Below are 24,076 nucleotides of genomic sequence, written 5' to 3'. Positions count from 1 at the left end.
ATCTTCAACAGTTCATCAGAAAAAATGATACTATACCTATGTCATTGCGCTTTCGTCAGCTTCAAGCTTTTCACGCCATCATGGAAACGGGAACCGTGACCGGCGCGGCATCAGTTCTTGGCATCTCGCAACCCGGCATCAGCAACCTTTTGGCGCAATTGGAGCGCGAGGCGCGATTACCTCTGTTCGAACGCAACAAGGGGCGTCTGTTGCCCACGCCCGAAGCCGAGCTGTTGTACCGCGAGGTCGACACGGTTGTGCGCGGGTTGGATCACGTTGCACAGGCGGTGACAGATTTGCAGAACAAGCATCCGGGTCAGTTACAGGTCGCCGCGCCGCATCTGTTGTCCTTCGGTTTCATGCCGCGTGAGATCGCGCGGTTTGCCGAAAGCCGCCCGAACCTGTCCGTTAGCTTTCAGTCGCAATACTCGTCCAAGATTCAAGAATGGGTGACGTCTGGCTTGTTTGAGATCGGCATTGTCGAGATGCCGATCCTGCACGACACGTTGAATTATCAGGTGTTTCAGTTCGAAACTCTAGCAACCTTCCCGGAAGGCAGCCCGTTGGTGGCGTATGACGTTCTGACGCCGGAAACTCTGGAGAACGAGCCTTTTATTGTGATGGGGCCGGAACACCAGACGCATCGTAAAACCCGTGACATCTTTCAGCGTGCCGGGCGCATATGGCGCACACAGATTCACACGCACTTGTCTGAAAACCTACTGAGCTTTGTGAAGCAAGGCATGGGGGTCGCCATGATCGATCCCTTTACCGTTACATTTGATGAAGAGAGCGGATATCAGACCCGCCCTTTCAAGCCAGCGGTCATGTTGGAGCTTGCAATCATCACAGCCAAAGGTCGCCCTTTATCCAGGATCGCTCAGGAGTTTCTGGACCAACTGATCCCGTCAATCGCCTCTTACGCAACCCATTCAGATACTGGCGCAGCAGCTTCGTGAAGTTGTTGGGAATGGATATCGACCAGTGTGGGGCCGTCATGTTCGATAGCTTGCTTCAGGATTTTTGGCAGGTCTTCGGGGTCTTTGACCGTCCATGATTTCACACCAAAGGCTGACGCCACTGCGGCATGATCTGTGCGGTTGAAGTCAACGTTGTAGAATCTTTGACCAAAGCCCGCATCTTGACCTGCTTTGATCCAGCCGAAGACCGCGTTTGAGAAGACAATCGATGTGATGGGCATTTTGTGCCGCACCATCGTTTCAAACTCGCCACATGTGAAGCCGAACGAGCCATCGCCCATGACGGCCAGGGTCTTTACCGACGGACGCCCGACATGTGCCCCCATCGCTGCACCTAATGAATAGCCCAAAGCGCCATGGGCTCGGTTGGTGATGAACTGCCGTCCCGATGTCCGCCACCGGTAATGCGCGCTGAAATAGGGGCATGGGGTGCCGGGGTCAGCCACAACAATTGCGTCGTCATCCAGAATATCCATCAACGCAGCCATGACAGCTTCGGGTCGGATCGGCATTTCACGACTTGCGGCCAGTGGCGCGAAAGCGGCCAGCTTGGCATCCCACGCGGCGCGGGCTTTGTCCGCCCCGCCTTGTGTGTTCAGATCCTTGCGACCTTCTAATGCGCGGGCCAGAGCTTCCAGCGCCAGTCGGGCATCGGCGCAAATAGCCACTTCCGTCTGGTAGTTTGCACCAATCACCATGGGATCGCTGTCGATGTGAATGATCGTGGCATCACGCCCAGGGCTTCTCCACCGTTCGGTTGTGACCGAGCCGGCGCGACAGCCAATGAACAGGACAACATCCGCCTGATCCACGACAGCACGTGTCGCGGGCACACCTCCGTTAGACCCGATAACGCCCAAAGCCAGAGGGTCGGTTTCGGCGATGGAACCCTGGCCGGAAACGGTTGTGGCAACGGGCATGTCCAACAAATTTGCGACCTGTCGCAATGCTTCGGTTGCGCCTGAAAGAACCGGCCCGCCGCCACAGACAGCAACAGAGGATTTGGCCCGTGCCAGAATATCCGCCGCCGCTTCGATCGCATCCATGTCCGGGGCTGAGCGTTCGGCAGGATAGCTGCGATGTCTGTCATCCGCCCAGATTTCGGCCTCATCCACCTGCGCTTTTTGCGTGTCGAACGGCAGGGCCAGATGCGTGGCGCCCGGCGTGCCTGTTGTCATTGCCCGGAAGGCTGCCCGCACCATGGCCGGAAGCCGCGCGGCGTCGTCCAGCGTGGTATTCCACTTGGCTAAGGGCTTGAAGAGGGCGGGCTGATCCAGTTCAGTTAATGGGTATTTGCCCCGGCTGGTTGTCGCGACGTCCGAGGTGATCGCCAGTATCGGAACAGAACTTTCATTGGCTTCTACAACGCCGGGCAGAATGTAAGTTGCACCTCCGCCCGAGGGACCTTCGCAGACACCGGGCTTCCCAGTCACACGCGCGTAACCGTCCGCCATATAGGCCGCGTGCCGTTCATCCCGTGTCAGAATGTGCTGAATACCGTGATCCATGCGCGCCAGAGCGTCATAGAACGGCAAGGTGGTATCGCCGCACAGGCCGAACATGTGCTTCACGCCGTGCGCCTCGAGCATACGCACCATAGCCTCTGCCCCGGTCAGATAATTCGTCCCTGTCATGATCTACGAGCCTCTCGATTCCACGCTGTACGCAGAACTGTATACAGTTTTGTATATTGATTTCAAGCGCTGCCTATGGCACCTGTGGCAAACAAGAGGAAGGGCAGGTTAATGGCGGGTCCAAGGGTCGACGACATCTATGATCAGGTTAAGGCGATGGCGGTCTCGTTCCGTCTGCGCCCTGGGGATCGCCTGAACGAAGTTGCCCTGTCCAAGGACCTGGGCGTCAGCCGGACCCCTTTACGAGAGGCATTGAACCGGTTGGTTGCAGAACGGTTGTTTGATTTTCGCCCGGGGCAAGGGTTTTTTTGTCGTCCGTTGGATGCGCAAAGCGTGTTTGACCTGTTTGAACTGCGCCAGATTATCGAAACTGCCGCCGCGCGTGCGGCGTGTTCCAAGGCCTCTGACAAAGACCTGCAGAATCTGCGGGATGAGCTTTACTCAACGGGCATCGATATCACTGGTCTGACCGTCGAAGAAGCAGTCAGCCGGGATGAGGCGTTTCACCTTGGGATTGCCAAACTGTCAGGCAATATGGAGCTGTTGCATACCCTGACGCGGATCAATGAGCGTATTCGCTATATCCGTTGGATTTCCATGAGTATGGACCGGGTGCAACGTTCAAAAGAGGAGCATAAGCGAGTTATGCAGGCGTTGATGGAACGGGATGCGGAAGAGGCCGCGCGTGTTCTTGGCGCTCATATCACCAAGCGCATGGATCAGGTGCAGGACGCTGTGCGTCACGGGATTAGCAGCATTTATATGGAAGGGTCAGAAGAAATCTCGGCCCGCATAATCGAGGAGGTCGAGGGATGATTGCGCAAGGCGGAAAATCCATCTACGGCGCATCGGTTGGTATTCTGATGCTGGATGCCCAATTCCCCAGAATCCCAGGTGACATGGGCAACGCGCTGACCTGGCCATTCCCGGTGCTCTATCGCATCGTCCGTGATGCCTCGCCGGATCGGGTGGTTCGGCACCGGGCCGAGGGGATGTTGGACGTGTTCATCGACGCGGCGCAGGATCTGGTAAGGGATGGTGTGGATGGCATAACCACCAATTGCGGTTTCCTGTCCCTGTTCCAGAAAGAACTGGCCCAAGCCGTCCCGGTTCCGGTGGCTACATCGTCCTTGATGCAGGTCGAGATGGTGAACCGCATTCTGCCTGCGGGCAAGCGCGCAGGGGTTTTGACCATTTCAGCCTCGACCCTGACGAAAGATCATCTGCGGGCGGCCAACGTGCCGTTGGATACCCCGATTGGCACAACCGAAGGCGGGCAGGAGTTCACCCGTGCGATCCTTGGAAATGAGCTAAGGCTGGATGTTCAGAAAGCGCGTGAAGATAATGTTCAGGCGGCGCATACCTTGGTTGCGGACAACCCTGACTTGGGTGCAATCGTGCTGGAATGCACAAATATGTGCCCCTATGCACGCGATATCCAACGGGCTACTGGGTTGCCCGTGTTTTCTATCGTCTCTTTTATTCAATGGTTTCAGGCCGGTCTGGTTCCGCGGACATATTGATCGAAAATTGGTGCGCCAAGCACTTTGCTCCGTCATGTCAAAATAGAAAACGCCCGATCCTGAAGGCCGGGCGCTAAAGTGCTGGTTATGTCTGAAAATGGATCAGAGACCCCATTTTTCGCGGTTAGCTTCGAAGAAGCCTTGCGCTTTTTTCACTTCGATCCAGTTGTTCACGTAGTTGATCCAGACCTGATCGCCTTGCGGCAGGATCATCGCGATGGGCGATGGCGACCGGGGACCCGCATTCTTGACGCGAACCACCGGGAACTTCGCCTCAAGTGTCGAGCCTTCGATATTTGACGTGATGAACACATCCGCGCGTCCGGCGATCACTTCCTGAAAACCGCGGGCCGGGGCTTCCACGACCTTGATCTCAGCGTTCGGGAACCATTCACGCACGCGCTTTTCAAACGTGGTGCCCAGAGTTGTGGCGACCGTCACGCCCGGTTGGTTGATTGAATCATAGCCGTCGAATTTGTCCGCCTTATCCTTGGTCGTGTACGGGAACAATTCCACCGCGATGTAGCTATCCGAGAAACCGGCCACCTTCATGCGAGGCGGAGAGATCGAGGCCGAACCGGTCAGGTGGTACTTGCCCGCCACCACGCCGTTGACCAGCGTTTTCCAATCGGTCGGCACATATTCGACCTCGACCCCCAGATCGGCGGCCAGTTCGTTCATGATGTCGATGTCGTAGCCTTTGTAGCTGTTGGTGGCCGGATCGCGCAGCGACATGGGGTTCCAGTCACCGGTCGTGCCCACTTTAAGCACGCCGGAATCCAGAATCTCGTTCAGTGCGGATTGCGCCTGTGCGGCACCTGACAATACCAGACCCAGCGCGGCTGCTGCCGCTGCTTTCAAAAAAGTGTTCATCGCTTTCTCCCGTTGGTGATGTTTATGTCTTGCCGCCGTGTTCATCATTGATTTAACCCGAAAGAGAAAGATAACCTCAAGAAAATATTACAACTTGACTAAAACAGGGGCAGACCAGCTTATGCCAGACGCCGCAATTGAACTTGTGGGCGTGAACAAGTGGTTCGACACGTTTCACGTACTCAAGGATATAAACCTGACGGTCAACAGCGGCGAGAAGGTGGTGATATGCGGGCCCTCGGGGTCAGGTAAGTCAACCGTCGTTCGGTGTATCAACCAGTTGGAAAAACACCAGAAAGGCATCATCTGTGTGGACGGGGTCGAACTGACGGATGACGCAAAATCTGCGGCGACTATCCGGTCCGAGGTTGGAATGGTGTTTCAACAGTTTAACCTGTTTCCGCATCTGACCGTGTTGGAAAACCTGACTCTGGGCCCGATCAAAGCGCGGGGTCTGAGCCGTAAGGAGGCCGAGGAAAAGGCACGTCTCTATCTGGAGCGCGTACACATTCCTGATCAGGCGGACAAAAAACCCAATCAGTTGTCCGGTGGCCAACAACAACGCGTTGCCATTGCGCGGTCCCTGTGCATGGAGCCGCGTGTTCTGTTGTTTGATGAGCCAACCTCGGCGTTGGACCCCGAGATGATCTCGGAAGTGTTGGATGTCATGGTCGAGTTGGCGAACGAGGGCATGACCATGGTGGTTGTGACCCATGAGATGGGGTTTGCGCGCAAGGTGGCCGACAAGATGATCTTCATGGACGCGGGTGAAATCGTCGAAGAAGGCAAGCCCGAACATTTCTTCACCAACCCGCAATCCGAGCGGTGTCGTAAATTCCTGTCGCAAATTCTGCAGCACTGAGAGGGGCTATGAAAAAACTACTTCTGATAGCGCCCTTGCTGTTGCTTGCGGGTTGTTCCTCGTCCCAGACTTGGGGCTGGTATGTGATCGACCCCACCACGGCATCGGGCTGGACCAACGTGAAATTCCTTGTCTCGGGCATGTGGGCGACGATCCAGATATCGCTGATCGCGGCGGTTCTGTCGATTGTCGTGGGCCTGATGGTGGCATTGCCGGGGCTGTCCGAGAAACGCGGCTGGCGTTTGGTCAACCGGGTCTATGTGGAATTCATCCGCGCCATTCCACTGCTGCCGATGCTTTTTTGGGTCTTTTATGGATTGCCTATCGTGTTCCAGTCGATGGGAATGAACGTCCCAATCGATCCATTCTGGGGTGCAATCATTACCCTTGCGATTTCAGACAGCGCATTCACGGCCGAGATCTATCGCGCGGGTATTCAATCCATCGCGCGCGGTCAGCGTGAAGCGGCGCAAACCATAGGTCTGAACTATGTGCAGACCATGCGTCACGTGATCCTGCCTCAGGCGATCCGGCGTATTCTACCGCCGCTGGCCAACCAGTTCATCTACATCGTCAAGATGAGTGCCTTCGCCAGCGTCATCGGGATGCAGGAATTGACTCGCCGCGCGAATGAATTGGTTGTGACGGAATACCGCCCGCTGGAAATCTACACACTGCTGATCTTTGAATATTTGATCCTCGTACTGATCATCAGTGCTGGTGTGCGCCGGTTGGAACGCCGCATGGGCGCAGACGAGCGCGGATAAGGAGTTAAAAAATGGACTGGAAAGCCTTCATGGCCGAGACAGAGGCCAATATCGGGACTTTCTCAAAGGAAGTTCCTGAAACCGTTCGGGGCTTTGGTATTATGGGTAAGGCGGCCAAAACCGATGGCGCGCTGAGCGAGAAGAGCAAGGAATTCATCGCGTTGGGCATCGCTGTCGCGACTCGTTGCGACAGCTGCATTGGGTTTCATGTGAAGTCGCTGGTTCGTCTGGGGGCCACGCGCGAAGAAATGTGCGAGGCTTTGGCCATGGCGACCTATATGGGAGGTGGGCCGTCGTATGCGTACAGCGCCAAGGCGCTCAAAGCCTATGATGTGTTTTCCGAATGATATCTAAATGTAATGATCCGGCAATACCTGCCGCATCGCGCTTAAAGGTGGTTCACTCGGCTGCCGACTGATCGCTGTGCCCAGTGTTCAAAATGTTCTCTTCTGCGGTTTTGCGGATGATCGCGCCGATCTTGAGCAGGTTTTCACTCAGCGGGTTGGTCTTTCGCCAGACTAGCCCAATTGTTCGCGCCGGCGGGGTGTCCTGGAACCGGGCAATAGAGACATCGGCGGAACGGGTTTCCAACCCAACGGCCATCTCGGGGATCAGGGTGACGCCAATTCCTGCCCCAACCATCTGTACAAGGGTCGAAAGCGAGCTGCCCTCCATAACCTGTTGCGGTTCGATATTGCGGATTGAACAAAAAGACAGAGCCTGGTCACGGAAACAGTGGCCTTCTTCAAGCAGCAATAGCCGCATTGTTCGGAGCTGCGATGAACTTGGCATGGGCAGGCTGGCATCTCGCGCCGGGCGGACCAGCAAAAAATCTTCGTTGAACAACGAGAACTCTCGAAGACTGGGTTCCGACACCGGCAGCGCAACGACCCCGACATCCAGTCGTGAGTCCAGTATTTCGCGGATTACGGATTCGGTGATGGTCTCTTTGGGCTCAATCGTTAGCTGCGGAAATCGCTGCGACATGGCCTTGATAATCGAGGGCAGAAGATAAGGCGCAACTGTGGGAATTAAACCGATCCTTAATCGTCCTGACAGCGGGCCGGACGGTGATTGCACCAGTTTCCCCAAGTCCTCGACTCGGGTCAGAATTTCACGGCTGTGCTTCAACACGTCTTCACCCAAGGCGGTCAAGCGGGTTTCACGCGCCGCCCGTTCGACCAATGGGCCGCCCATGATGGCCTCTAGCTCTTTGATTTGAATGGAAAGCGCTGGCTGCGAAATTGCACTGGCAGTTGCGGCTTTGCCGAAGTGACCATGGGTGGCAAGGGCCTCGAAATAACGCAGGTGCTTGAGCGTCAGTGATTTCATTTGAAAAACTAATCACAATGATAGAAATTACAAATTTCCATTTATCGCTTGGTTCGGGTACGAGTCAAGGCATCTGAACCCCTAGGTAAATACTCAGGAGATTTACAATGGACGGTAACCCTCACAATCATCAAACCGGCGGCTGCCCTGTCATGCATGGCGGGAACACAGGTACAGGCAATTCAGTCACCAAATGGTGGCCGGATGCGCTGAACCTGGACATTCTGAGCCAGCACGACACGCGCACCAACCCGATGGATGCGGATTACAACCACCGTGAAGCGGTCAAAGGTCTGGATTTCAAAGCCGTCCGTGCCGATGTCGAGGTGCTGCTGACAGACAGTCAAGACTGGTGGCCGGCGGACTGGGGTCACTATGGTGGCCTGATGATCCGTCTGGCCTGGCATTCTGCCGGATCCTATCGCCTGGGCGACGGTCGTGGCGGCGCGGGGTCGGGCAACATCCGGTTTGCTCCGCTCAACTCGTGGCCGGACAATGCCAGCCTGGACAAAGCCCGCCGTCTGCTGTGGCCGGTAAAAAAGAAATACGGCAACGCACTGTCCTGGGCTGACCTGATCGTCCTGTCGGGCACTGTTGCGTATGAATCGATGGGCCTGAAAACCTTTGGATTTGGATTTGGTCGCGAAGATATCTGGGGCCCGGAAAAAGACGTGTACTGGGGTTCGGAAAACCAGTGGCTCGCCCCGTCCGAGAGCCGCTATGGCGATCTGGAAACACCCGGCACGTTGGAAAACCCCCTGGGCGCTGTGCACATGGGTCTGATCTATGTGAATCCCGAAGGTGTAAACGGCAATCCGGACCCTGCGCGGACCGCTTTGCATATCCGTGAAACCTTTGCCCGTATGGCTATGGATGACGAAGAGACCGCAGCGCTGACCTGCGGCGGTCACACGGTTGGTAAGGCGCACGGCGCTATGGCGGGCGACAATATCGGTTCCGAGCCCGAAGCCTGCCCTGTGTCTGGCCAGGGCCTGGGTTGGGACAACCCGGATCAGAACGGCAAGGCGACCAACGCGTTCACTTCAGGCATTGAGGGCGCGTGGACGAAAGAGCCGCTGAAGTTCGACATGGGTTATTTCGATTATCTGTTCGGCTACGAATGGGAGCTGGGCAAATCCCCTGCCGGTGCCCATCAGTGGCAGCCCGTGGACATGCCGGAAGATGAAAAACCGGTCGATCCGACCGACCCGTCTGTCCGCCGGATGCCGATGATGACAGATGCGGATATGGCGATGAAGGTTGATCCGGCATACAATGCGATCTGTCAGAAATTCATGGCTGTTCCGGACTATTTCGCGGACACTTTCGCCCGTGCCTGGTTCAAACTGACCCACCGCGACATGGGTCCACGCGTCAACTATTACGGTCCGGACGTCCCTGCAGAGGATCTGATCTGGCAGGACCCAATCCCGGTCGGTTCGACTGATTATGACGTAGAAGCCGTCAAGGCAAAGATCGCAGACAGTGGCCTGGCAGCGATCGAGATGATCAACACCGCCTGGGACAGTGCACGTACCTTCCGAGGCTCGGACAAACGCGGTGGCGCAAATGGTGCGCGCATCCGTTTGGCACCACAGAAAGACTGGGCGGGCAACGAGCCTGAGCGTCTGGCAAAAGTGCTGGGTGTGCTGGAGCCGATTGCTGCTGAAACCGGAGCGTCGGTCGCTGACGTGATCGTTCTGGCAGGTAATGTCGGTCTGGAACAGTCGATCAAGGCAGCAGGCTTTAATGTGACGGTTCCGTTCTCGGCTGGTCGTGGTGACGCGACGGACGAACAGACCGACACAGACAGCTTCTCGGTGCTTGAACCACTGGCTGACGGGTTCCGCAACTGGCAGCTGAAGGAATACGCCGTGTCGCCTGAAGCGATGATGCTGGACCGCTCGCAGTTGTTGGGCCTGACCGCATCTGAGATGACCGTTCTGGTGGGCGGCCTGCGAGTGCTGGGTGCTAACCATGGCGGAACGGCGCATGGTGTCTTTACCGACCGTGTGGGTCAGCTGACCACCGATTTCTTCGTAAGCCTGACGGACATGTCGCTGAGCTGGCATCCGGTTGAAGGCGGCACTTACGAGCTGCGCGACCGCGCTTCTGGTGAGGTCAAGTTCACCGCCACCAGCACGGATCTAGTCTTCGGGTCGAACTCGATCCTGCGCGGCTATGCCGAGGTTTATGCTCAGGACGACAATGCCGAGAAGTTCGTGCGCGACTTCGTGGCAGCGTGGACCAAGATCATGAACAACGACCGGTTCGATCTGCTTGCGTAAGGTATCAAGAAACCAGGTTGAGGGTGGCTTCGCCTGGTTTCGCGCTTCAGGGTTCGGGAAGTGACCCTTCAGTCGTTTCATAAAATTGCTAGTTGTTAAACTCGAGCTGGTTTAGCTAAGTCGTTGGTATTCGCGTGCACAAAATCTGTAGGACAACTAAAGTATCAGCCTGGCCCGATTAGCAGTTCGTTCATTTTAGCTAACGGTTAAGACCGATAGGCCTAACGCTCGGGTTTAGAGGTCAAGTACCCTAGCTCATCTGTGTTGAACTAAACTCATGGATATCGAACATCGCATTCTTGGCGAACGTACCAACGCTTGTGTGGAAGTCGCGGTTACTCCGCGACTTCCTTTGCAGGCGTGTGCTGTTTGAATTGTTGATCAAACAAAGTGCGGAAACTACCGCTTTTCTTCATCAACTCGTCCAGATTGCCTTGCTCAACAATTGCACCATCCTGAACCACAATAATTTTGTCTGCCTCGAGCACTGTGGACAGGCGGTGCGCGATAACGATGACGGTAACGTTCTGAGTCAAGGCATCCAAAGCCTTTTTGACAAACGATTCCGATTCAGCATCCAGGGCGCTAGTGGCTTCGTCCAACAGCAGGATTTCAGCGTTGCGCAGAATGGCACGCGCAATCGCTATTCTCTGTTTTTGACCTCCTGACAGGAAGGTTCCGTTTTCACCGACCTGAGTGTCGTACCCGTCCTTCAATTCCATGATGAAATCATGGGCGTACGCTGCTTTCGCTGCTTCGAATACTTCTTCTTCGGTCGCTTCAGGGGCCGCGTAACGCAGGTTATCAAGGACTGATGCGGAAAACAGGAAGGTGTCCTGACCTACATATGAAATCTTTCGACGTAGGGAGGCAAAGCTCACCTCCCGCACGTCTTGTCCGTCAATCTCAACAACGCCTTCGTCTGGATCATAAAAACGCATGATCAATCCGAACAAAGTGGATTTGCCACCGCCTGACTGGCCAACAAGGGCCGTTGTCTTACCTGCTTCGAACGAGACGTTCATGTCTTCGATCACAGGAAGCGCGCCTTGATACCCAAAGGTCACGTTGCGTAGGACAATGTGACCCGGCCCTTCGGTCAGGTCTCGGGCATCGGGGCTTTCGGTCATCGTGTCTTGTTGGTCTAGCAAGCCAAACAACATGCTCACACCCACCATATTGGCTTCGATCTGGACACGCATACGCGACAGGCGTTTCGCCGGTTCATAAGCCATCAGCAAAGCGGTGATGAAGGACATCAGCTGCCCGGCTGTCGGTTGTTCCGTACCGGCGATATCCATCGTGCTGACAATGAGCACACCAGCAACGGCAAGGCCTGCCAGAAACTCCATCAGTGGGCTGGCGATTGCTTGCAGCCTAGCAATGTCGTTCGAGCGCTGCTCTACCTTGCGGATCGCGGTCTCCATCCGGTCGATCATGCGATCTTCCAACGAAAAGACCTTGATGATTTTGATTCCGGCTGATGTCTCCTGAAGGACGCGAATGATCTCGGCCAGCGACTTGAACTCGGCCTGCATTATTTTGCGCACACTTTTCAGGAGATGCCGCACCCCCAACAAAGCGACAGGACCTAAAACAAAGAACATCACGGACAGAACGGGCTGCTGGTATACCATGACCGCGACAAGGCCAACCAAGGTAAGAGCGTCACGGACAAAGCCTGTAACAAGTACATCAATCAAACTCCGGGCGGCTTGTGCACCGTTTGTTGTTCGCATCAGCAGGTCTGACGATTCATTTGCAGTAAAGAAAGAAACGCCGTGACGAAGCAGTTTTCGATAAACTTTTTCTTGTTGTTGTGCGACGATTCGATTGCCAGCGCGCGCCAGAAAGTTCGCCTGAATATATGAGGCAACCGCTTTCGTTAGAAATAGCAGCACAACAGCCAAAGCAATAACATGTGACCATCCCCGCAGTTCCGGGCTTGTCATGGCATCGACGATGTATTCCATCATATAGGCCGACCCGGCCGTGGTGACGGCGACTACGATCATTGCCAAAATCGCAATGCCGTATAAGGGGCCTTGAGCATAAAAGCTTTCGCCGACAAGGCGGCCCATGTAGCCTGATCGCCATTTTTTCCAGGCGCGCGTTATCATTGCGTTCTCCAAATCGTGAAACGGTGCGCACGTTCAGATACCCCAAATTTTGCCGGGCCAAAAGGGTATATACCGGACTGCGTCAGTGAGGCTCATGCCAGCTGTTGATCGTGCGGAGAGTTAGATAGGGGCTTTAAAGAGTTGAAACAAGTACAATGCGGGCCACGAACCAAAAGCAAGTAAACCGGAGCGCGCGTTTTTTTGCGCTTCAAAAGGAAAACAAGATCACCTGATCATCAGTGCGCGGGTGAACGCGCGACTGAATCAAGGTCGAAGCTCGGTAAAACTTAGCTTTCGCTCTGCAGATATGACAACAAGTTGACGATATTGCATCCTATTTCCAGGGAGGAACCCTTTGGGATCGGCCAGAAATGCATTCAAGTTTTCCTGTGTCCAAACTATGCCAGAGTTCTGCACAGGAGCGGAATACTTGAAGCCTTCAACCTGGCCCGCTGGCTTGCCAATAACGGCATGCAAGGAAGGGCCGACAGCGTTACTGCCTTCGTTCAGTTTATGGCAGGCGCTGCATTTGCGAAAAACCTTCTTACCTGCCTTGATGTCTCCTGACGCGGCGGCTGCAACGGCCGCAGTTTCTGCTGCTGGTGTTGCGGCGACCTGTTTGCCGTCAGAGTGAAAGATAAGCCGGGCCGTGATGGGAACTGTTCGGGTGATGCTTGGCAAGTTTGCCAATTCCATCAGCTTGTCGACGCCTGCGTTCACACCGGCATCTTCTGCGCTGAGGAACACCATATCATTGGTGGAGACCAGGACCGAAGTTTCGGATAGTCGCGCGACAAACAGTTCTGTGTCGAAAGAAACGTCCGAGCCGACCAGAGACAGAACGGATGCTGCATCTAATGTGGTGGTTTCGCCAATCGACAGCCCGGATACTTCGGCCATGTCGAAGTCAGCTGTCAGCATTGCCGAACCGGCTTTACGAAAAACAAATTCAATCATCCGCTCGTTTCGAATATCGATATTGGTCTGACTGATGACAGGTCGATGGTGATTTCAGCGTGACCATCTTGGGTCACATGCCCGCTGAGTTTGCTAAAGCTGTTGACTTCACCCACAGCGTTTTTCTTTATGGTGCCATAAGCCAAGTGCGAGTTGTCGCTGTCCAAAGTCCACGTGCCGACAAGAACAGGTGTTGCAACAATCGCCGACGCAATCGTGACTGCTTTCAACAGAAGTTTCATTTCATTCCTCCAAGGTTTATGACAATTTTGCCGAGCGGGCCCGGTCCGTGAAAACCAAACACACATAGGTCGCAATTTATTCGATGAATGCTGAAATGACTTCCGAACAGGCCGTCCGCGATGCGGTGCAGACGCACTCGAAACGCGTATGGCGGTTTGCGCTGGCATTGTCTGGGGCGTCTGACGTGGCCGATGACCTTTTGCAGGCGACATGTCTTCGAGCTTTGGAGCGTCATCATCAGGTCACGTCGCATAATCGTCTGGACAGCTGGCTGATGACAATCTGCCGGTCAATCTGGCTGAACGAAGTGCGATCACGCTCGGTCCGTCGGGCGCAGGCATTGTCGGTAACGCCCGAAGCAGACCTTGTGGCGACAGGGTCGGACACAGAAACGAATATTTTCGCCACTGAAGTGTTTACACAAGTGATGCAGCTTCCAGAAGCGCAGCGGGAAACGGTTTTGCTTGTGTTCGTCGAAGGGTACAGTTACCGCGAAGCCGCTGCCTTACTGGAAGTTCCCATCGGTACGATTATGAGCCGGCTTTCGAATGCCCGGCAGAAACTGAAAGCGGTGATGCAGCCTGATGCGGCGGACACCGCGCGACGGAGTGGTAAATGACGTTTTCCGACGAAACGCTGGTGGCGTATCTGGAAGGCACCTTGGATGAGGCTCAGAGCCGCGCTATTGAGGCTGCGGTCGAGACCGACACCACGCTGGAACAACGACTGATGGCGCTGGATCCATTTGCGCCAATTGTTCGTGATGTTTTTGAGAAACTTCCGGCTGAGGCGCCAGCTATCGAGATGCCCGATCCGGTGATGCCAGCAGCGCGCGGCAGTGGTCTGCGCCTTGTTGCAGTCGCAGCGAGTGCGGCGATTGCTGCCATTGCCGTGACCTTTTGGGCCACTCGACCGGCAGACCTGGGCTGGGCACAGCAAGCTGCGATCTATCAGTCGCTTTACGTGCCCGAGACCATAGCCTGGCTAGACAGTTCAACCAAATCGCTAGACAAACAATTTGAGATGGCTGAGGCACAGCTTGGGCGGTCTTTGAACCGTGAAACGCTGGAATCCTTGCCGGGGTTAGAGCTGAAACGGGCGCAAGTTCTTTCCTTCAAAGGTAAGCCTCTGATCCAGGTTGTTTTTGCGGATGAACAAGGCCAACCCTTTGCGTTTTGTGTTCTTCGTCAGGGGCCAGATGCCCCACCAGCTGAGATAAAGCAAGCGGTGCTGAGCGGGTTGGCGACGGCCACGTGGACGCAAGATGGTTATGGTTACATGCTGTTGGGCAGTTCGCCGCAGACCGATTTGCAGAATGAGTTGGACGTTCTGACCCGGACCTTTGCAGGCTGATCGTAATCTTTTGGAAAGCCTCTTGTGAACCGGTGCAAATGCCCGAAGAATACCGGTATGAATTCGAAGAAACCCATGCCGCTTCCGGAGGATGAGGCCGAAGATCTCGGCCCGGCCAGTATTTTTGACGGTGATCCGACCGAAGAAGAGGATTTGTGGTTTTTGCCACCCGATGAGGTGGCGGAGGAGGATTATTTCCCGCCCGGCCCCCGATCTGATCGGCGTTTGTTGTTTGACCCGCGTGATTGGCGGGCGGCGCAGTCAGACTTGTCGGCAGAGCTTGCGGATCTGGCGCTGACTTTTGGGGCGCTGGACGAACGGTTACGTGCTGGACCTAAAGGATGGACCCATCGTCTGGCTTTGATGGAGACGTCTGATCTGGGCTGGTGGACCGGCGATCGGGTCAGTGTGGACCGATTGGCCTTGTGGACTGGTCTGCGCATTGGCGCGACCCACGACGATGTGCAAGCTTTGTTCCGTGCGGGTTGGGCTGTGCGCCGATTAAGCTCGGGCGCTGCTCCTGCAGAAGGGGGATGGGAAAGCGGGCTGACCGCGTTTCTGGACCGTCTGGCAAAGGGTTCTGATGCCGCGCCCGAGGCTGTTGTGGATTTGGCGGAAGTTATGCAAAGCGCTGAAGGTTTGCATCCGGTGACGCAATCGGCAATTGCGTTTCATGCATGGCGCGCGATCGCGCAGGGTATTGGACAAGACACAGAGGCCGCCGTGATTGCGGCGCGGCACGCTGCGTCCATGGGACGTGGTGGTGCCCTGTTTATGCCGCTTGCCTTGTCTGGCCCTGGTGCCTTGCGTGGGGCAGGCGAACCGACGGAAAAGTTGGGATCCTGGATACGAGGGGCAGGGCAGGCGGCCCTTGCGGGTCTCTTGCATCTCGACCGGATCAGTGCGTGGGAGAACAAAGCCCGGGACGTCACGCAAGATCTGAGCGGGCGCACGCCACCGCGTCTGATCGAGGTTCTGGCATCGTGGCCGATGGTCTCCGCTCCGTTGGCCGAAGACTTGACCGAAGCGTCCCGCGCGGCGGTTCAGCGCAATTTCGATCTGTTTAGCCGCCGAGGTTTGGTGCGAGAGGTCACGGGGCAAGGGCGTTATCGAGTCTGGACTGCGGCGCTGTAGTCCAGCAGCCAGTCACGAAAGGTGCGGGCGGGTTTGCGCATGGTTGCAAGCGATGGGTAGATCAGGTGGTATGCTTCTTGTCCGGCAACTGAAGCCTCCGGTAGGCATGGCACTAGACCCGTCCTTTCTGTGATCCGATCTGAAGCAGGCGCGCGGGCAAGGGCGATACCCATCCCACTGGCTGATAATTCTGCTGCCATGATCGAATTGTCAGCGAAAAAGTACCGAGCCTGTCCTGCAGGCAAGCGTAGACTTTCGAACCAATGCGGCCAACTTGCGCGGTGCGTTGAGACCTCGATCAATGTGTGCTCCAGCAAGTCTTGTGGGGTTTTGATCTGTGCAGCGATTGCTGGTGGTGCAACAGGGTAAAGAACTTCTCGAACCAGCTCATCACCTTCGGTGCCAAACAGAGCAGGGTTGCCAAACACAATCTGCAAATCAGTAAATCGATTGGCAAAATCCGAAACGATGTTTCCGGTGGCCAGTGACAAGTTGATATCAGGATGCCCGGCTTGAAATGTTGAAAGGCCCTTGGCCAGGATTCCATGGGCGAAAAGCAACACAGACTGCACATAAAGTCGCTGCCCCCGCGTTTCGCCAAACAGGCCGGTGGTGGCGGTTTCCAGCATCAACAGTGACTGTTGCACCGACGGCAAGTAGGCCCGCCCGGACTCGGTCAGGGTGACGGCATGGGCGTGGCGGTGGAACAGAGGGGTGCCCAACTGGGTTTCCAGCGCCTTGACTTGTTGGCTGACGGCTGCGGCGGACATGTTCAGCTGCACCGCCGCCCGGGCAAAGCTTTCGGTACGCGCGGCCGCCTCAAAGACGCGTAACCAGTTGAGAGAGGGGATACGTGACGACATTTTGAAAGGCTAAGCAAAACTTGCCCTGACCTGCAAGACAAACCGTGCTGAGCCTTGCCCAAGTTGCTCTAGCGTGCTGGCAGCGAACAGCATGAACGAGCCACACCATGACAAAACCAGCCTTGCCTCCGCGTCCCAAGCGCAAAATCTGGAACTTTACACCACAATTGCCAATTCAGACGTCTCCGTACTGGGATTGGCCGATGAAACCCTTGGCTGCGCTGCGCTACCTCCTGCAAAGCTGGAACCCATTGGCGCTGCGCGCGCTTCTGCTGGTCTTTGCCATCATCACCTGGACTTACCTGACCCCATCGCTGGGCCGGATTGAAACCTTCAGCTGGGATTGGGTGGCCGAAATCTGGTTTCGCAATTTTTGTATCTTGATGGTGGTTGCCGGTGGCTTGCACCTGGCACTGTGGAAATTCCGTACGCAACAGGACGAATACCGCTATGACATGCGTCCGATGATGAAGGGCGCAAAGGTCTTTACCTTCAAGAACCAGGTCTGGGACAATATGTTTTGGACCTTAGGCCCGGCGCTGACCTTCTGGACGTTCTGGGAATGCCTGATCCTGTATTCCTACGCCAACGGCTGGATCACCATGATCACATTCGACAGCAATCCGACATGGTTCATCGCGGTTATAATCTTTGTACCGATCTGGGCAGGTTTTCATTTTTATTGGCTACACCGTCTGCTGCATGTCGGCCAGCTTTACACCAAAGTGCACGCTTGGCATCACCGCAACATCAATACTGGCCCGTGGTCCGGCCTTGCTATGCACCCCGTCGAAAGCTTCTTTTTGATGTTCGACACGACGATCTTTTTCCTTCTGCCGTCGCATCCGGTCCACGCCATCTTCCTGCTGTTTCATCACGGCATTGGCGCGCCGACCTCTCATGCCGGATTCGAGCACGTGAAACTTGGTAACAAAGCCAAGTTTCAAGTCGGGGATTTCTTTCACCAGCTGCACCACAGGTTCTTCGATTGCAACTACGGCACCTGGGAAACGCCTTGGGATGAGTGGTTCAACACGTTCCACGACGGCACGGACGAGGGCAACGAAATGGTTAAAGAACGCAGGCGCAAGATCTGGGCGGGCGAGTAAAGCCGCACCAGTCCTTTGCCGAGCCCGAAACGACCCGGCAAAGGACTGGGATTTACATCCAGACGTAACCCCTCATTCTACTGCGAAGCATCAGGGTAAGTTGGCCAAGCTGGTAGGGGCGTCGCAAAAAGTTCTACGACAAGATCGGGTAAGCTCAGCGCCCGACCCCGACATAGGTTTCGAAACCTGCCTTCAGGGTTTTGCTTTCTGAGTAGATATTGCGCAGATCCACCATTCTGGGGGTGCTCATGGCCGCCGCCAAATCGCTAAGGTTCAAAGCCCTGAATTCGTTCCATTCGGTCAGCAGAACCAGCACATCAGCTCCTTTTGCTGCCGCATAAGGGTCATCGCACCAGTCAACACCAGGCAACAAGGCTTCACCCTCAGATTTACCTTGTGGATCTACAACGCGTACTTTTGCTCCTCCGCCGATCAGGGCGGGGACAATGGACAATGACGGCGCGTCGCGCATGTCATCCGTGTTGGGTTTGAACGTAACACCCAGAACTGCAATGATTTTGCCGTTGAAGCGATCATCACAAGCTTCGCGGATCTTCTCGATCATGCGCTTTTTGACTTCGTCATTCACGCGAATGACGGTTTCCGTAATCTGCATCGGATACGCGTGATCCTGGCCAATCCGCGCCAGTGCCGCAGTGTCTTTGGGGAAGCACGACCCGCCATAGCCGGGTCCGGCGTGCAGGAACTTGTTGCCAATCCGCCCGTCCAGACCCATGCCTCGGGATACCTCTTTGACATCTGCGCCAACTTTTTCGCACAGGCCCGCGATTTCGTTGATAAAGGTGATCTTGGTCGCCAAGAACGCGTTTGCGGCATATTTGATCATCTCGGCACTTTCCAGATCGGTTGTCAGGATCGGAAAATCTCGTAGATAGAGAGGGCGGTAGATTTCGGCCATCACTTCGGCGGCGCGGTCGTTTTCAACGCCCACGACAACGCGGTCGGGGCGCATAAAATCGTCAATTGCGGCACCTTCGCGCAGAAACTCTGGATTGGACGCAACATCAAAATCCGCCTTTGGGTTGGCTGCGGCAACCACCTCTTGTACCTGTCTGTTGGTGCCAACGGGTACAGTCGATTTTGTGACGATCACTGTATAGCCAGTGACGGCATTTGCGATTTCCTCTGCGGCGGCCATGACATAGGTCAGGTCTGCATGGCCATCACCGCGCCGGGTTGGTGTGCCCACCGCAATAAAGACGGCATCTGCTCCATCCACCGCATCTGCCAGATTAGTGGTAAAACTCAGTCGACCAGCGGCCACGTTTTTGGCCATCAAAACATCCAGGCCCGGCTCGTAAATTGGAACCCGTCCGGCTTTGAGCATGTCGATCTTTTGGTTTGCCTTATCGACGCAAATCACATCGTGACCGAAATCCGAAAAGCACACGCCGGACACAAGGCCAACGTAACCGGTTCCGATCATCGCAATACGCATCATTTAATCCTTTTTTACCAATATCTGCCGACAATGTGTGAACAATCGAAGAAATGGACGCCAAATTCAATGGTTCAAAGAGGCCTCAGGCTGCATCCCATAGAGTCTCGCTGTTTTTGAGGCAATAAGGCATTGAATTATTTAAGTGTGCGTCAAAGACAAATATGCCTGTGGTCGCGGATATTCGGGTCAGACAGAACTGATTTCACCGAGATCTCATCGAACAAAGAATATTTATTACATGGGATCAGACGTGCGCTAGGGTTTCCAATCCTCAAGATCTTGGCCACAAAGTCGCCGAGCCGAACCAAGGTTAGCATGACACTGCCGGAGCTATCAAAAGCTATGAAGCCTTTGGTTTTGCGACGGTCCTTTGACAATCGGGAAATGGTTCCGAAAATCGGCCGCTTTCGAACCAATAAGGTCAAAAGTGACGTTTCGTTGAAAGGCGACGGTTCAGTTAAATACCAGGGGCGCAAAGATGGACTTCGTGGGCTCCCACGTGATTTCGGGAACAGACCAACTTAGACCGATGCGAAAAACAGCCGCCCGATACCAGAGGCGGGCGGCCGATTCAGTCAGTACCAACGCCCGACCACGATTACGGTCGCAGACAGTGCCGAGGAATCTGAAAGGACCGACAGCACTTTGCAGTTAACCTGTGTTGTGTCGGGAGTATCCAAACCGATAAACCGATCAACTGCGCCTCCACTTCCACTCACACAGGGTGTCGCAGCAAAGGCCATGGGAAAATCCCAGGTCAGTGCTGAACTGGCGAACAGAGCACCTTCAGTATTGGTGCAATCAACCGCGGGCAGTGTGAACGTGCAGATCTGGGTCCCATCGGCGAACCGCACGTACTCTCCGTTTGCGTTATGGCCACGTTGGATGACGGCTCCGGTAGGTGTGCCAGTGTTCTCAGAGACCGAGCCCAAAAGGTTACCGGGGCCGTAACCGAAATCTGCTCGCATAAGGCGGCCAGCGGTGGTTTCGGACGCGTCACTTTGGACGGCTGCACCTGTGGCTGCTCCGGTGTTGGGATCAAAGCTCAACGCATCTGTCCAGCTCGCACCGTCGGGGGACACCTTGATGGAAAATCCAGTGCTGCCGGACAGACCCATTTCGGCATGACTTGTCCAGTTCGACTGAAACAGAAGTGATGCAGTATCACCAGAGCTGGCCTTGTTAATTTTTAGCTGGTGCCCACTGCCCTCGTGGGTCAGCAAGGTGGCGGGGCTTCGCACTGTGAGGCGGTTTGTTGTGTCCGAAGATGCCGATACGCCGACGCCATCCAGATTTTGCATGTTAACGGGCACAGGGGCCCAGGCTGTGCTATCCCAAAGCTGAAATTCGCCGGTGTTTTCGTCCCAGGCGCGCCAACCTGAAGACGGGGTCACGAAATGCCACGCATTGTCCAACCAGGCGGCAAGGTCCCCGGCGTGCCCCACCCAGTCACCTATTGGTGCGGCCCCAACCGCATGAACCTCGCCCTGTTCGGGCACCACTGGCGGTGTATTTGCGTTCGTTGAGCGGACCGTTAGTTGCACGATCAGATCAAGTCCTCGCAGAGCCTCGTTGTGAGTGACGTGTTTTTGCGCTTATGAGGGTTGCAGAAAGGGAAGGTTCAGTCGGGGTGAGGTTTGTGACACGAGGGGCCTCCTGTAGCTGTCGGCCCGAAACATCGGTTGCGCGCTACACTGCCGCGAAGCGCGTCAAACCTTTGTGACCGGGCCGACCGCCCGGAAAACCTGTTGTTTACTTTTGATCGTCAAGCCAGGAGAGCCCAGCCAGATTAGATCAGGAGCTTTCGCCAATTACTCGCGGGAATAAATGTCTTCGTAGCGAATGATGTCGTCTTCTCCCAAATAAGCGCCCGTCTGCACTTCGATCAGGACCATAGGAACTTTGCCTGGGTTTTCCATCCGATGTGTGGCGCCCAATGGGATGTAGACGGATTGGTTTTCACTCACCAGTTGCTCTTTGTCGTCGATAGTGACTTTGGCGGTGCCTTTGACCACAATCCAATGCTCGGATCGATGGTGATGGGACTGAAGGCTCAATGCGGCACCCGGATGGACATGGATCCGCTTGACCTGAAACCTGTCACCGACCACCAGGCTTTCGAACCATCCCCACGGGCGGTGATCTACCGGCAGCGTCTCTGCCTGTTTCGCCCCTTTTTCCTTCAACACGGTTACGGCTTGTTTTACATCCTGTGCCTTGTCCATACTGGCAACAAGAACCGCATCGGGCATCGCAACCGCTATCACGTTCTCAAGCCCCATCGCCACCACTTCCTGTGTGGGCGATTCTGATCGTATCAGAACGTTTCGGCATTCGATCGCGGTGACGTCACCGTTTGTCACCACGCCATCTTTATTCACATCCGACAGTTCTTGTACAGCGGTCCAGCTTCCGACATCAGACCATCCGGCGGAGAATGGGACCACACTCAGATTTTCCGCTTTTTCCATGACCGCGTAGTCGATTGAGATGTCTGCGCTTTCGGCCCAAGCGGCAGGGTCTAATCTCAGGAAGCCCAAGTCGGTTTTTGCCTCGACAACGGCTTTTTGCACAGGTGCGATCAAACTTCCTGCATTTTGTTCGAATGCAGCCACGATGTCGCGCACCGCAAACAGAAAAATACCCGAATTCCACAAATAGCTGCCGTCTTCCAATATCGACCGTGCGGTGTCAGCGTCTGGTTTTTCGACAAAACAATCCAGCGGAACCGCGCGTTCACTCGAATCCGGTGCGTGACTGAGTTTGAGGTACCCGTACCCCGTTTCCGGACGTGTGGGCGTAATGCCAAACGTCACCAGATCACCACGTTCGCTGACGGCGCGCGCGCCTTCGGCGACCGCCTTGTGGAACGCGGTCTTGTCTGGAATCACATGATCGGACGGAGCCACAAGCATGATCGCGTCCGGATTGCGCGACGAAAGATAGAGGGCAGCAGCCAGAATAGCAGGGGCTGTGTTGCGCCCTTCTGGTTCAATCAGAATTGGTCCGGGGTCAATGCCAACTTCGGCCAGTTGTTCCGGGACGATAAAGCGGAAGGCTTCATTCGTCAGAACCAGCGGCTTTGCATATGGCGCTTCTGATGGCCCAAGCATGCGTTCTGCGCAATCTTGTAGAAGTGTGGTTTCTCCCACCAACGGAACAAACTGCTTGGGATAACTCTTGCGCGACAGAGGCCATAAACGTGTCCCTGATCCTCCGCAAAGAATGACAGGATGAACTGTATTCGTCATGCGTATGCCTTTGAACTGGTAATCACAGAAGGTATTTCTTTAGTTTTACGCAATGAAATAGCTCTTAACTATTGGGCTGCTTTTCCGGTGGCGACAATATCATTCAGATATTGACTCAGGTCATCGCGCAAATCGGCACGGGCAAGCGCAAAGGCTACCGTGGCTTGCAAAAAGCCCGATTTTGAACCGCAATCAAAGCGCTGTCCGTCAAATTTGTAACCAAATACAGGGACCCCATCTGCAATGTCCTCGGCTATGGCGTCAGTCAACTGGATTTCGCCGCCACTTCCGGTCTTCATCGCATTCAGGTTGTTCAGCACAGATGGGCGCAGAACGTAGCGGCCTATAACTGCCAGGTTAGAGGGGGCTTCGTTCAGCTCGGGTTTTTCGACCATACCTCTGGCCGGGATGACAGGACCGATGCTGTCGCCAACATCCAAAACCCCGTAAGAGCTGGTTTTTTCCGGCGAAACTTCCATAGCCGCGACCATGTTGCCACCGGTTTCCTCGTAGGCTTCAATCATTTGTTGAAGGCACGGCTTGTCTGCAGCGATTACATCGTCAGGCAGCATGACGGCAAAGGGTTCATCCCCAATCAGGCGGCGGGCGCACCAAACGGCGTGCCCAAGACCCAAGGCCTTGTGCTGACGTATATAGGCAATCGCGCCGCTTTCCATGTTCGTCTTGTCCAGGATTTCAAGCAACTTGTCTTTTTTCTTGGCCCTAAGTTCCTGCTCCAACACCAGGTTGTGGTCGAAATAGTCTTCGAGCGCAGATTTGCCGCGCGAGGTGACAAAAATAAACTCCTTAATGCCTGCCGCACGTGCTTCATCGATTGCGTACTGCACCAATGGGCGATCCACCAAAGTCATGATCTCTTTTGGGACCGACTTGGTTGCAGGCAAAAACCGCGTTCCCATACCTGCAACTGGAAAAATCGCTTTGGTGACCTTGCGTGTCATGGTGCCTCTCAATTTCAATATTCAGCCGGAAAAACGGATTTAATCCGACATGTTCTCATAGGCTGCGTAACCCGATCAATCAATTATACCCGATGGCCTGGGTGGCAATTGGTCAAATCGTGCCACCTTGTCCGGCTGCTGTCAAAAGCACGCTCTGCAATCTTGGCTGTGTACCCGCATGATAGTTGACGCCTTTTAAAGAATTATAACAGTGATCCGGATTCGCATGCTGTGAAGTGGTTACGGTTGAAGTTCAGCCGGTCCAAGCCCGAGTTTGGGCTATCTGGCAACAGTTGGGTATCGCTTCAGCCATCCGAAAAAGCTAGGCTCACTGGGGTGTATCTTATTTAAAAATATATGCTT

At 55.1% G+C, this 24,076-nt stretch carries 22 protein-coding genes; 11 read left to right on the top strand and 11 right to left on the bottom strand.

From position 1 onward, the window contains the following. Positions 1-38: 38 nt before the first annotated feature. The gene (locus tag I9187_RS08615; RefSeq protein ID WP_171238042.1) at positions 39-959 is read left to right on the top strand and encodes a LysR family transcriptional regulator; all 921 of its coding nucleotides are present in this window, start codon (positions 39-41) and stop codon (positions 957-959) included. On the opposite strand, the gene I9187_RS08610 is transcribed toward I9187_RS08615, so the two are convergent. After that, positions 920-2,614, bottom strand: a complete 1,695-nt coding sequence (locus I9187_RS08610) for a thiamine pyrophosphate-binding protein (RefSeq protein ID WP_171238043.1) — start codon at positions 2,612-2,614, stop codon at positions 920-922. The genes I9187_RS08615 and I9187_RS08610 overlap by 40 nt on opposite strands. Before the next feature lie 111 nt (positions 2,615-2,725). Between I9187_RS08610 and I9187_RS08605 the strand changes: the two genes are divergently transcribed. Beyond that, the gene (locus I9187_RS08605) at positions 2,726-3,430 is read left to right on the top strand and encodes a GntR family transcriptional regulator (protein WP_171238044.1); all 705 of its coding nucleotides are present in this window, start codon (positions 2,726-2,728) and stop codon (positions 3,428-3,430) included. Beyond that, entirely contained in the window at positions 3,427-4,137 is a 711-nt protein-coding gene (locus I9187_RS08600; RefSeq protein WP_171238045.1) for an aspartate/glutamate racemase family protein, read from the top strand. Before I9187_RS08605 ends, I9187_RS08600 begins: the two co-directional genes overlap by 4 nt. Positions 4,138-4,239: 102 nt before the next feature. Here the strand turns inward: I9187_RS08600 and I9187_RS08595 are convergent, their stop codons facing one another. After that, positions 4,240-5,010, bottom strand: coding sequence for a transporter substrate-binding domain-containing protein (locus I9187_RS08595; RefSeq protein ID WP_171235848.1), 771 nt, complete (start codon positions 5,008-5,010; stop codon positions 4,240-4,242). Between the two features lie 121 nt (positions 5,011-5,131). Here I9187_RS08595 and I9187_RS08590 point away from each other — a divergent pair, with 121 nt between their 5' ends. From I9187_RS08590 to I9187_RS08580, 3 genes are read left to right on the top strand one after another with little or no spacing between them, the layout of a single operon-like run. After that, a complete protein-coding gene (locus tag I9187_RS08590) occupies positions 5,132-5,872 on the top strand; it encodes an amino acid ABC transporter ATP-binding protein (RefSeq protein ID WP_171238046.1) in 741 nt (246 codons plus the stop codon). 8 nt (positions 5,873-5,880) lie between these two features. Further along, positions 5,881-6,639: an amino acid ABC transporter permease gene (locus I9187_RS08585; RefSeq protein WP_171238047.1), complete on the top strand. Its 759-nt coding sequence runs from the start codon at positions 5,881-5,883 to the stop codon at positions 6,637-6,639. A gap of 11 nt (positions 6,640-6,650) precedes the next feature. Continuing rightward, positions 6,651-6,986 carry a carboxymuconolactone decarboxylase family protein gene (locus tag I9187_RS08580; protein WP_171238048.1) on the top strand — a complete coding sequence of 112 codons (336 nt, stop codon included), beginning with the start codon at positions 6,651-6,653 and terminating at the stop codon, positions 6,984-6,986. A gap of 52 nt (positions 6,987-7,038) precedes the next feature. Here the strand turns inward: I9187_RS08580 and I9187_RS08575 are convergent, their stop codons facing one another. After that, a complete protein-coding gene (locus tag I9187_RS08575; protein ID WP_171238049.1) occupies positions 7,039-7,971 on the bottom strand; it encodes a hydrogen peroxide-inducible genes activator in 933 nt (310 codons plus the stop codon). A 107-nt stretch (positions 7,972-8,078) separates the two neighbouring features. On the opposite strand from I9187_RS08575, the gene katG reads away from it, so the two are divergent. Further along, entirely contained in the window at positions 8,079-10,259 is a 2,181-nt protein-coding gene (gene katG, locus I9187_RS08570) for a catalase/peroxidase HPI (protein WP_171238050.1), read from the top strand. 335 nt (positions 10,260-10,594) lie between these two features. Here katG and I9187_RS08565 read toward each other — a convergent pair whose 3' ends face one another. The 3 genes from I9187_RS08565 to I9187_RS08555 form a co-directional block, all read right to left on the bottom strand. After that, positions 10,595-12,379, bottom strand: a complete 1,785-nt coding sequence (locus I9187_RS08565) for an ABC transporter ATP-binding protein (RefSeq protein WP_171238051.1) — start codon at positions 12,377-12,379, stop codon at positions 10,595-10,597. Between the two features lie 264 nt (positions 12,380-12,643). Then, positions 12,644-13,336 (bottom strand): c-type cytochrome, encoded by a 693-nt coding sequence (locus I9187_RS08560; RefSeq protein ID WP_174827340.1) that lies wholly within the window; start codon positions 13,334-13,336, stop codon positions 12,644-12,646. Then, positions 13,333-13,578 (bottom strand): hypothetical protein, encoded by a 246-nt coding sequence (locus tag I9187_RS08555; RefSeq protein ID WP_174827341.1) that lies wholly within the window; start codon positions 13,576-13,578, stop codon positions 13,333-13,335. Before I9187_RS08555 ends, I9187_RS08560 begins: the two co-directional genes overlap by 4 nt. A 95-nt stretch (positions 13,579-13,673) precedes the next feature. Between I9187_RS08555 and I9187_RS08550 the strand changes: the two genes are divergently transcribed. From I9187_RS08550 to I9187_RS08540, 3 genes are read left to right on the top strand one after another with little or no spacing between them, the layout of a single operon-like run. After that, entirely contained in the window at positions 13,674-14,198 is a 525-nt protein-coding gene (locus I9187_RS08550; RefSeq protein ID WP_245223159.1) for an RNA polymerase sigma factor, read from the top strand. Next, on the top strand, positions 14,195-14,932 hold the full coding sequence (locus tag I9187_RS08545) for a hypothetical protein (RefSeq protein ID WP_171238053.1): 738 nt from the start codon (positions 14,195-14,197) through the stop codon (positions 14,930-14,932). The genes I9187_RS08550 and I9187_RS08545 overlap by 4 nt, the downstream gene beginning before the upstream one ends. A 57-nt stretch (positions 14,933-14,989) precedes the next feature. After that, positions 14,990-16,066, top strand: coding sequence for a helix-turn-helix domain-containing protein (locus I9187_RS08540; protein ID WP_171238054.1), 1,077 nt, complete (start codon positions 14,990-14,992; stop codon positions 16,064-16,066). On the opposite strand, the gene I9187_RS08535 is transcribed toward I9187_RS08540, so the two are convergent. Beyond that, complete coding sequence (locus I9187_RS08535; RefSeq protein WP_171238055.1) at positions 16,039-16,929, bottom strand: LysR family transcriptional regulator; 891 nt, start codon at positions 16,927-16,929, stop codon at positions 16,039-16,041. The two genes, I9187_RS08540 and I9187_RS08535, sit on opposite strands and share 28 nt — an antisense overlap. Positions 16,930-17,036: 107 nt before the next feature. On the opposite strand from I9187_RS08535, the gene I9187_RS08530 reads away from it, so the two are divergent. Continuing rightward, positions 17,037-18,038: a sterol desaturase family protein gene (locus tag I9187_RS08530; RefSeq protein WP_171176726.1), complete on the top strand. Its 1,002-nt coding sequence runs from the start codon at positions 17,037-17,039 to the stop codon at positions 18,036-18,038. Positions 18,039-18,192: 154 nt separating this feature from the next. On the opposite strand, the gene I9187_RS08525 is transcribed toward I9187_RS08530, so the two are convergent. The 4 genes from I9187_RS08525 to galU all read right to left on the bottom strand — a co-directional run bounded on the left by I9187_RS08525 (position 18,193) and on the right by galU (position 23,713). Further along, entirely contained in the window at positions 18,193-19,497 is a 1,305-nt protein-coding gene (locus I9187_RS08525) for a UDP-glucose/GDP-mannose dehydrogenase family protein (RefSeq protein ID WP_171238093.1), read from the bottom strand. A gap of 578 nt (positions 19,498-20,075) precedes the next feature. Beyond that, positions 20,076-21,065 (bottom strand): DUF2793 domain-containing protein, encoded by a 990-nt coding sequence (locus I9187_RS08520; RefSeq protein ID WP_280922850.1) that lies wholly within the window; start codon positions 21,063-21,065, stop codon positions 20,076-20,078. Between the two features lie 246 nt (positions 21,066-21,311). After that, entirely contained in the window at positions 21,312-22,751 is a 1,440-nt protein-coding gene (locus I9187_RS08515; protein ID WP_171238056.1) for a mannose-1-phosphate guanylyltransferase/mannose-6-phosphate isomerase, read from the bottom strand. Between the two features lie 68 nt (positions 22,752-22,819). Beyond that, a complete protein-coding gene (gene galU, locus I9187_RS08510) occupies positions 22,820-23,713 on the bottom strand; it encodes a UTP--glucose-1-phosphate uridylyltransferase GalU (protein WP_171238057.1) in 894 nt (297 codons plus the stop codon). Positions 23,714-24,076 lie beyond the last annotated feature (363 nt).

Source organism: Ruegeria sp. HKCCE4148, assembly GCF_017872495.1.
Taxonomy (GTDB): domain Bacteria; phylum Pseudomonadota; class Alphaproteobacteria; order Rhodobacterales; family Rhodobacteraceae; genus Ruegeria.
This window is presented reverse-complemented; position numbering and strand designations above follow the sequence as displayed.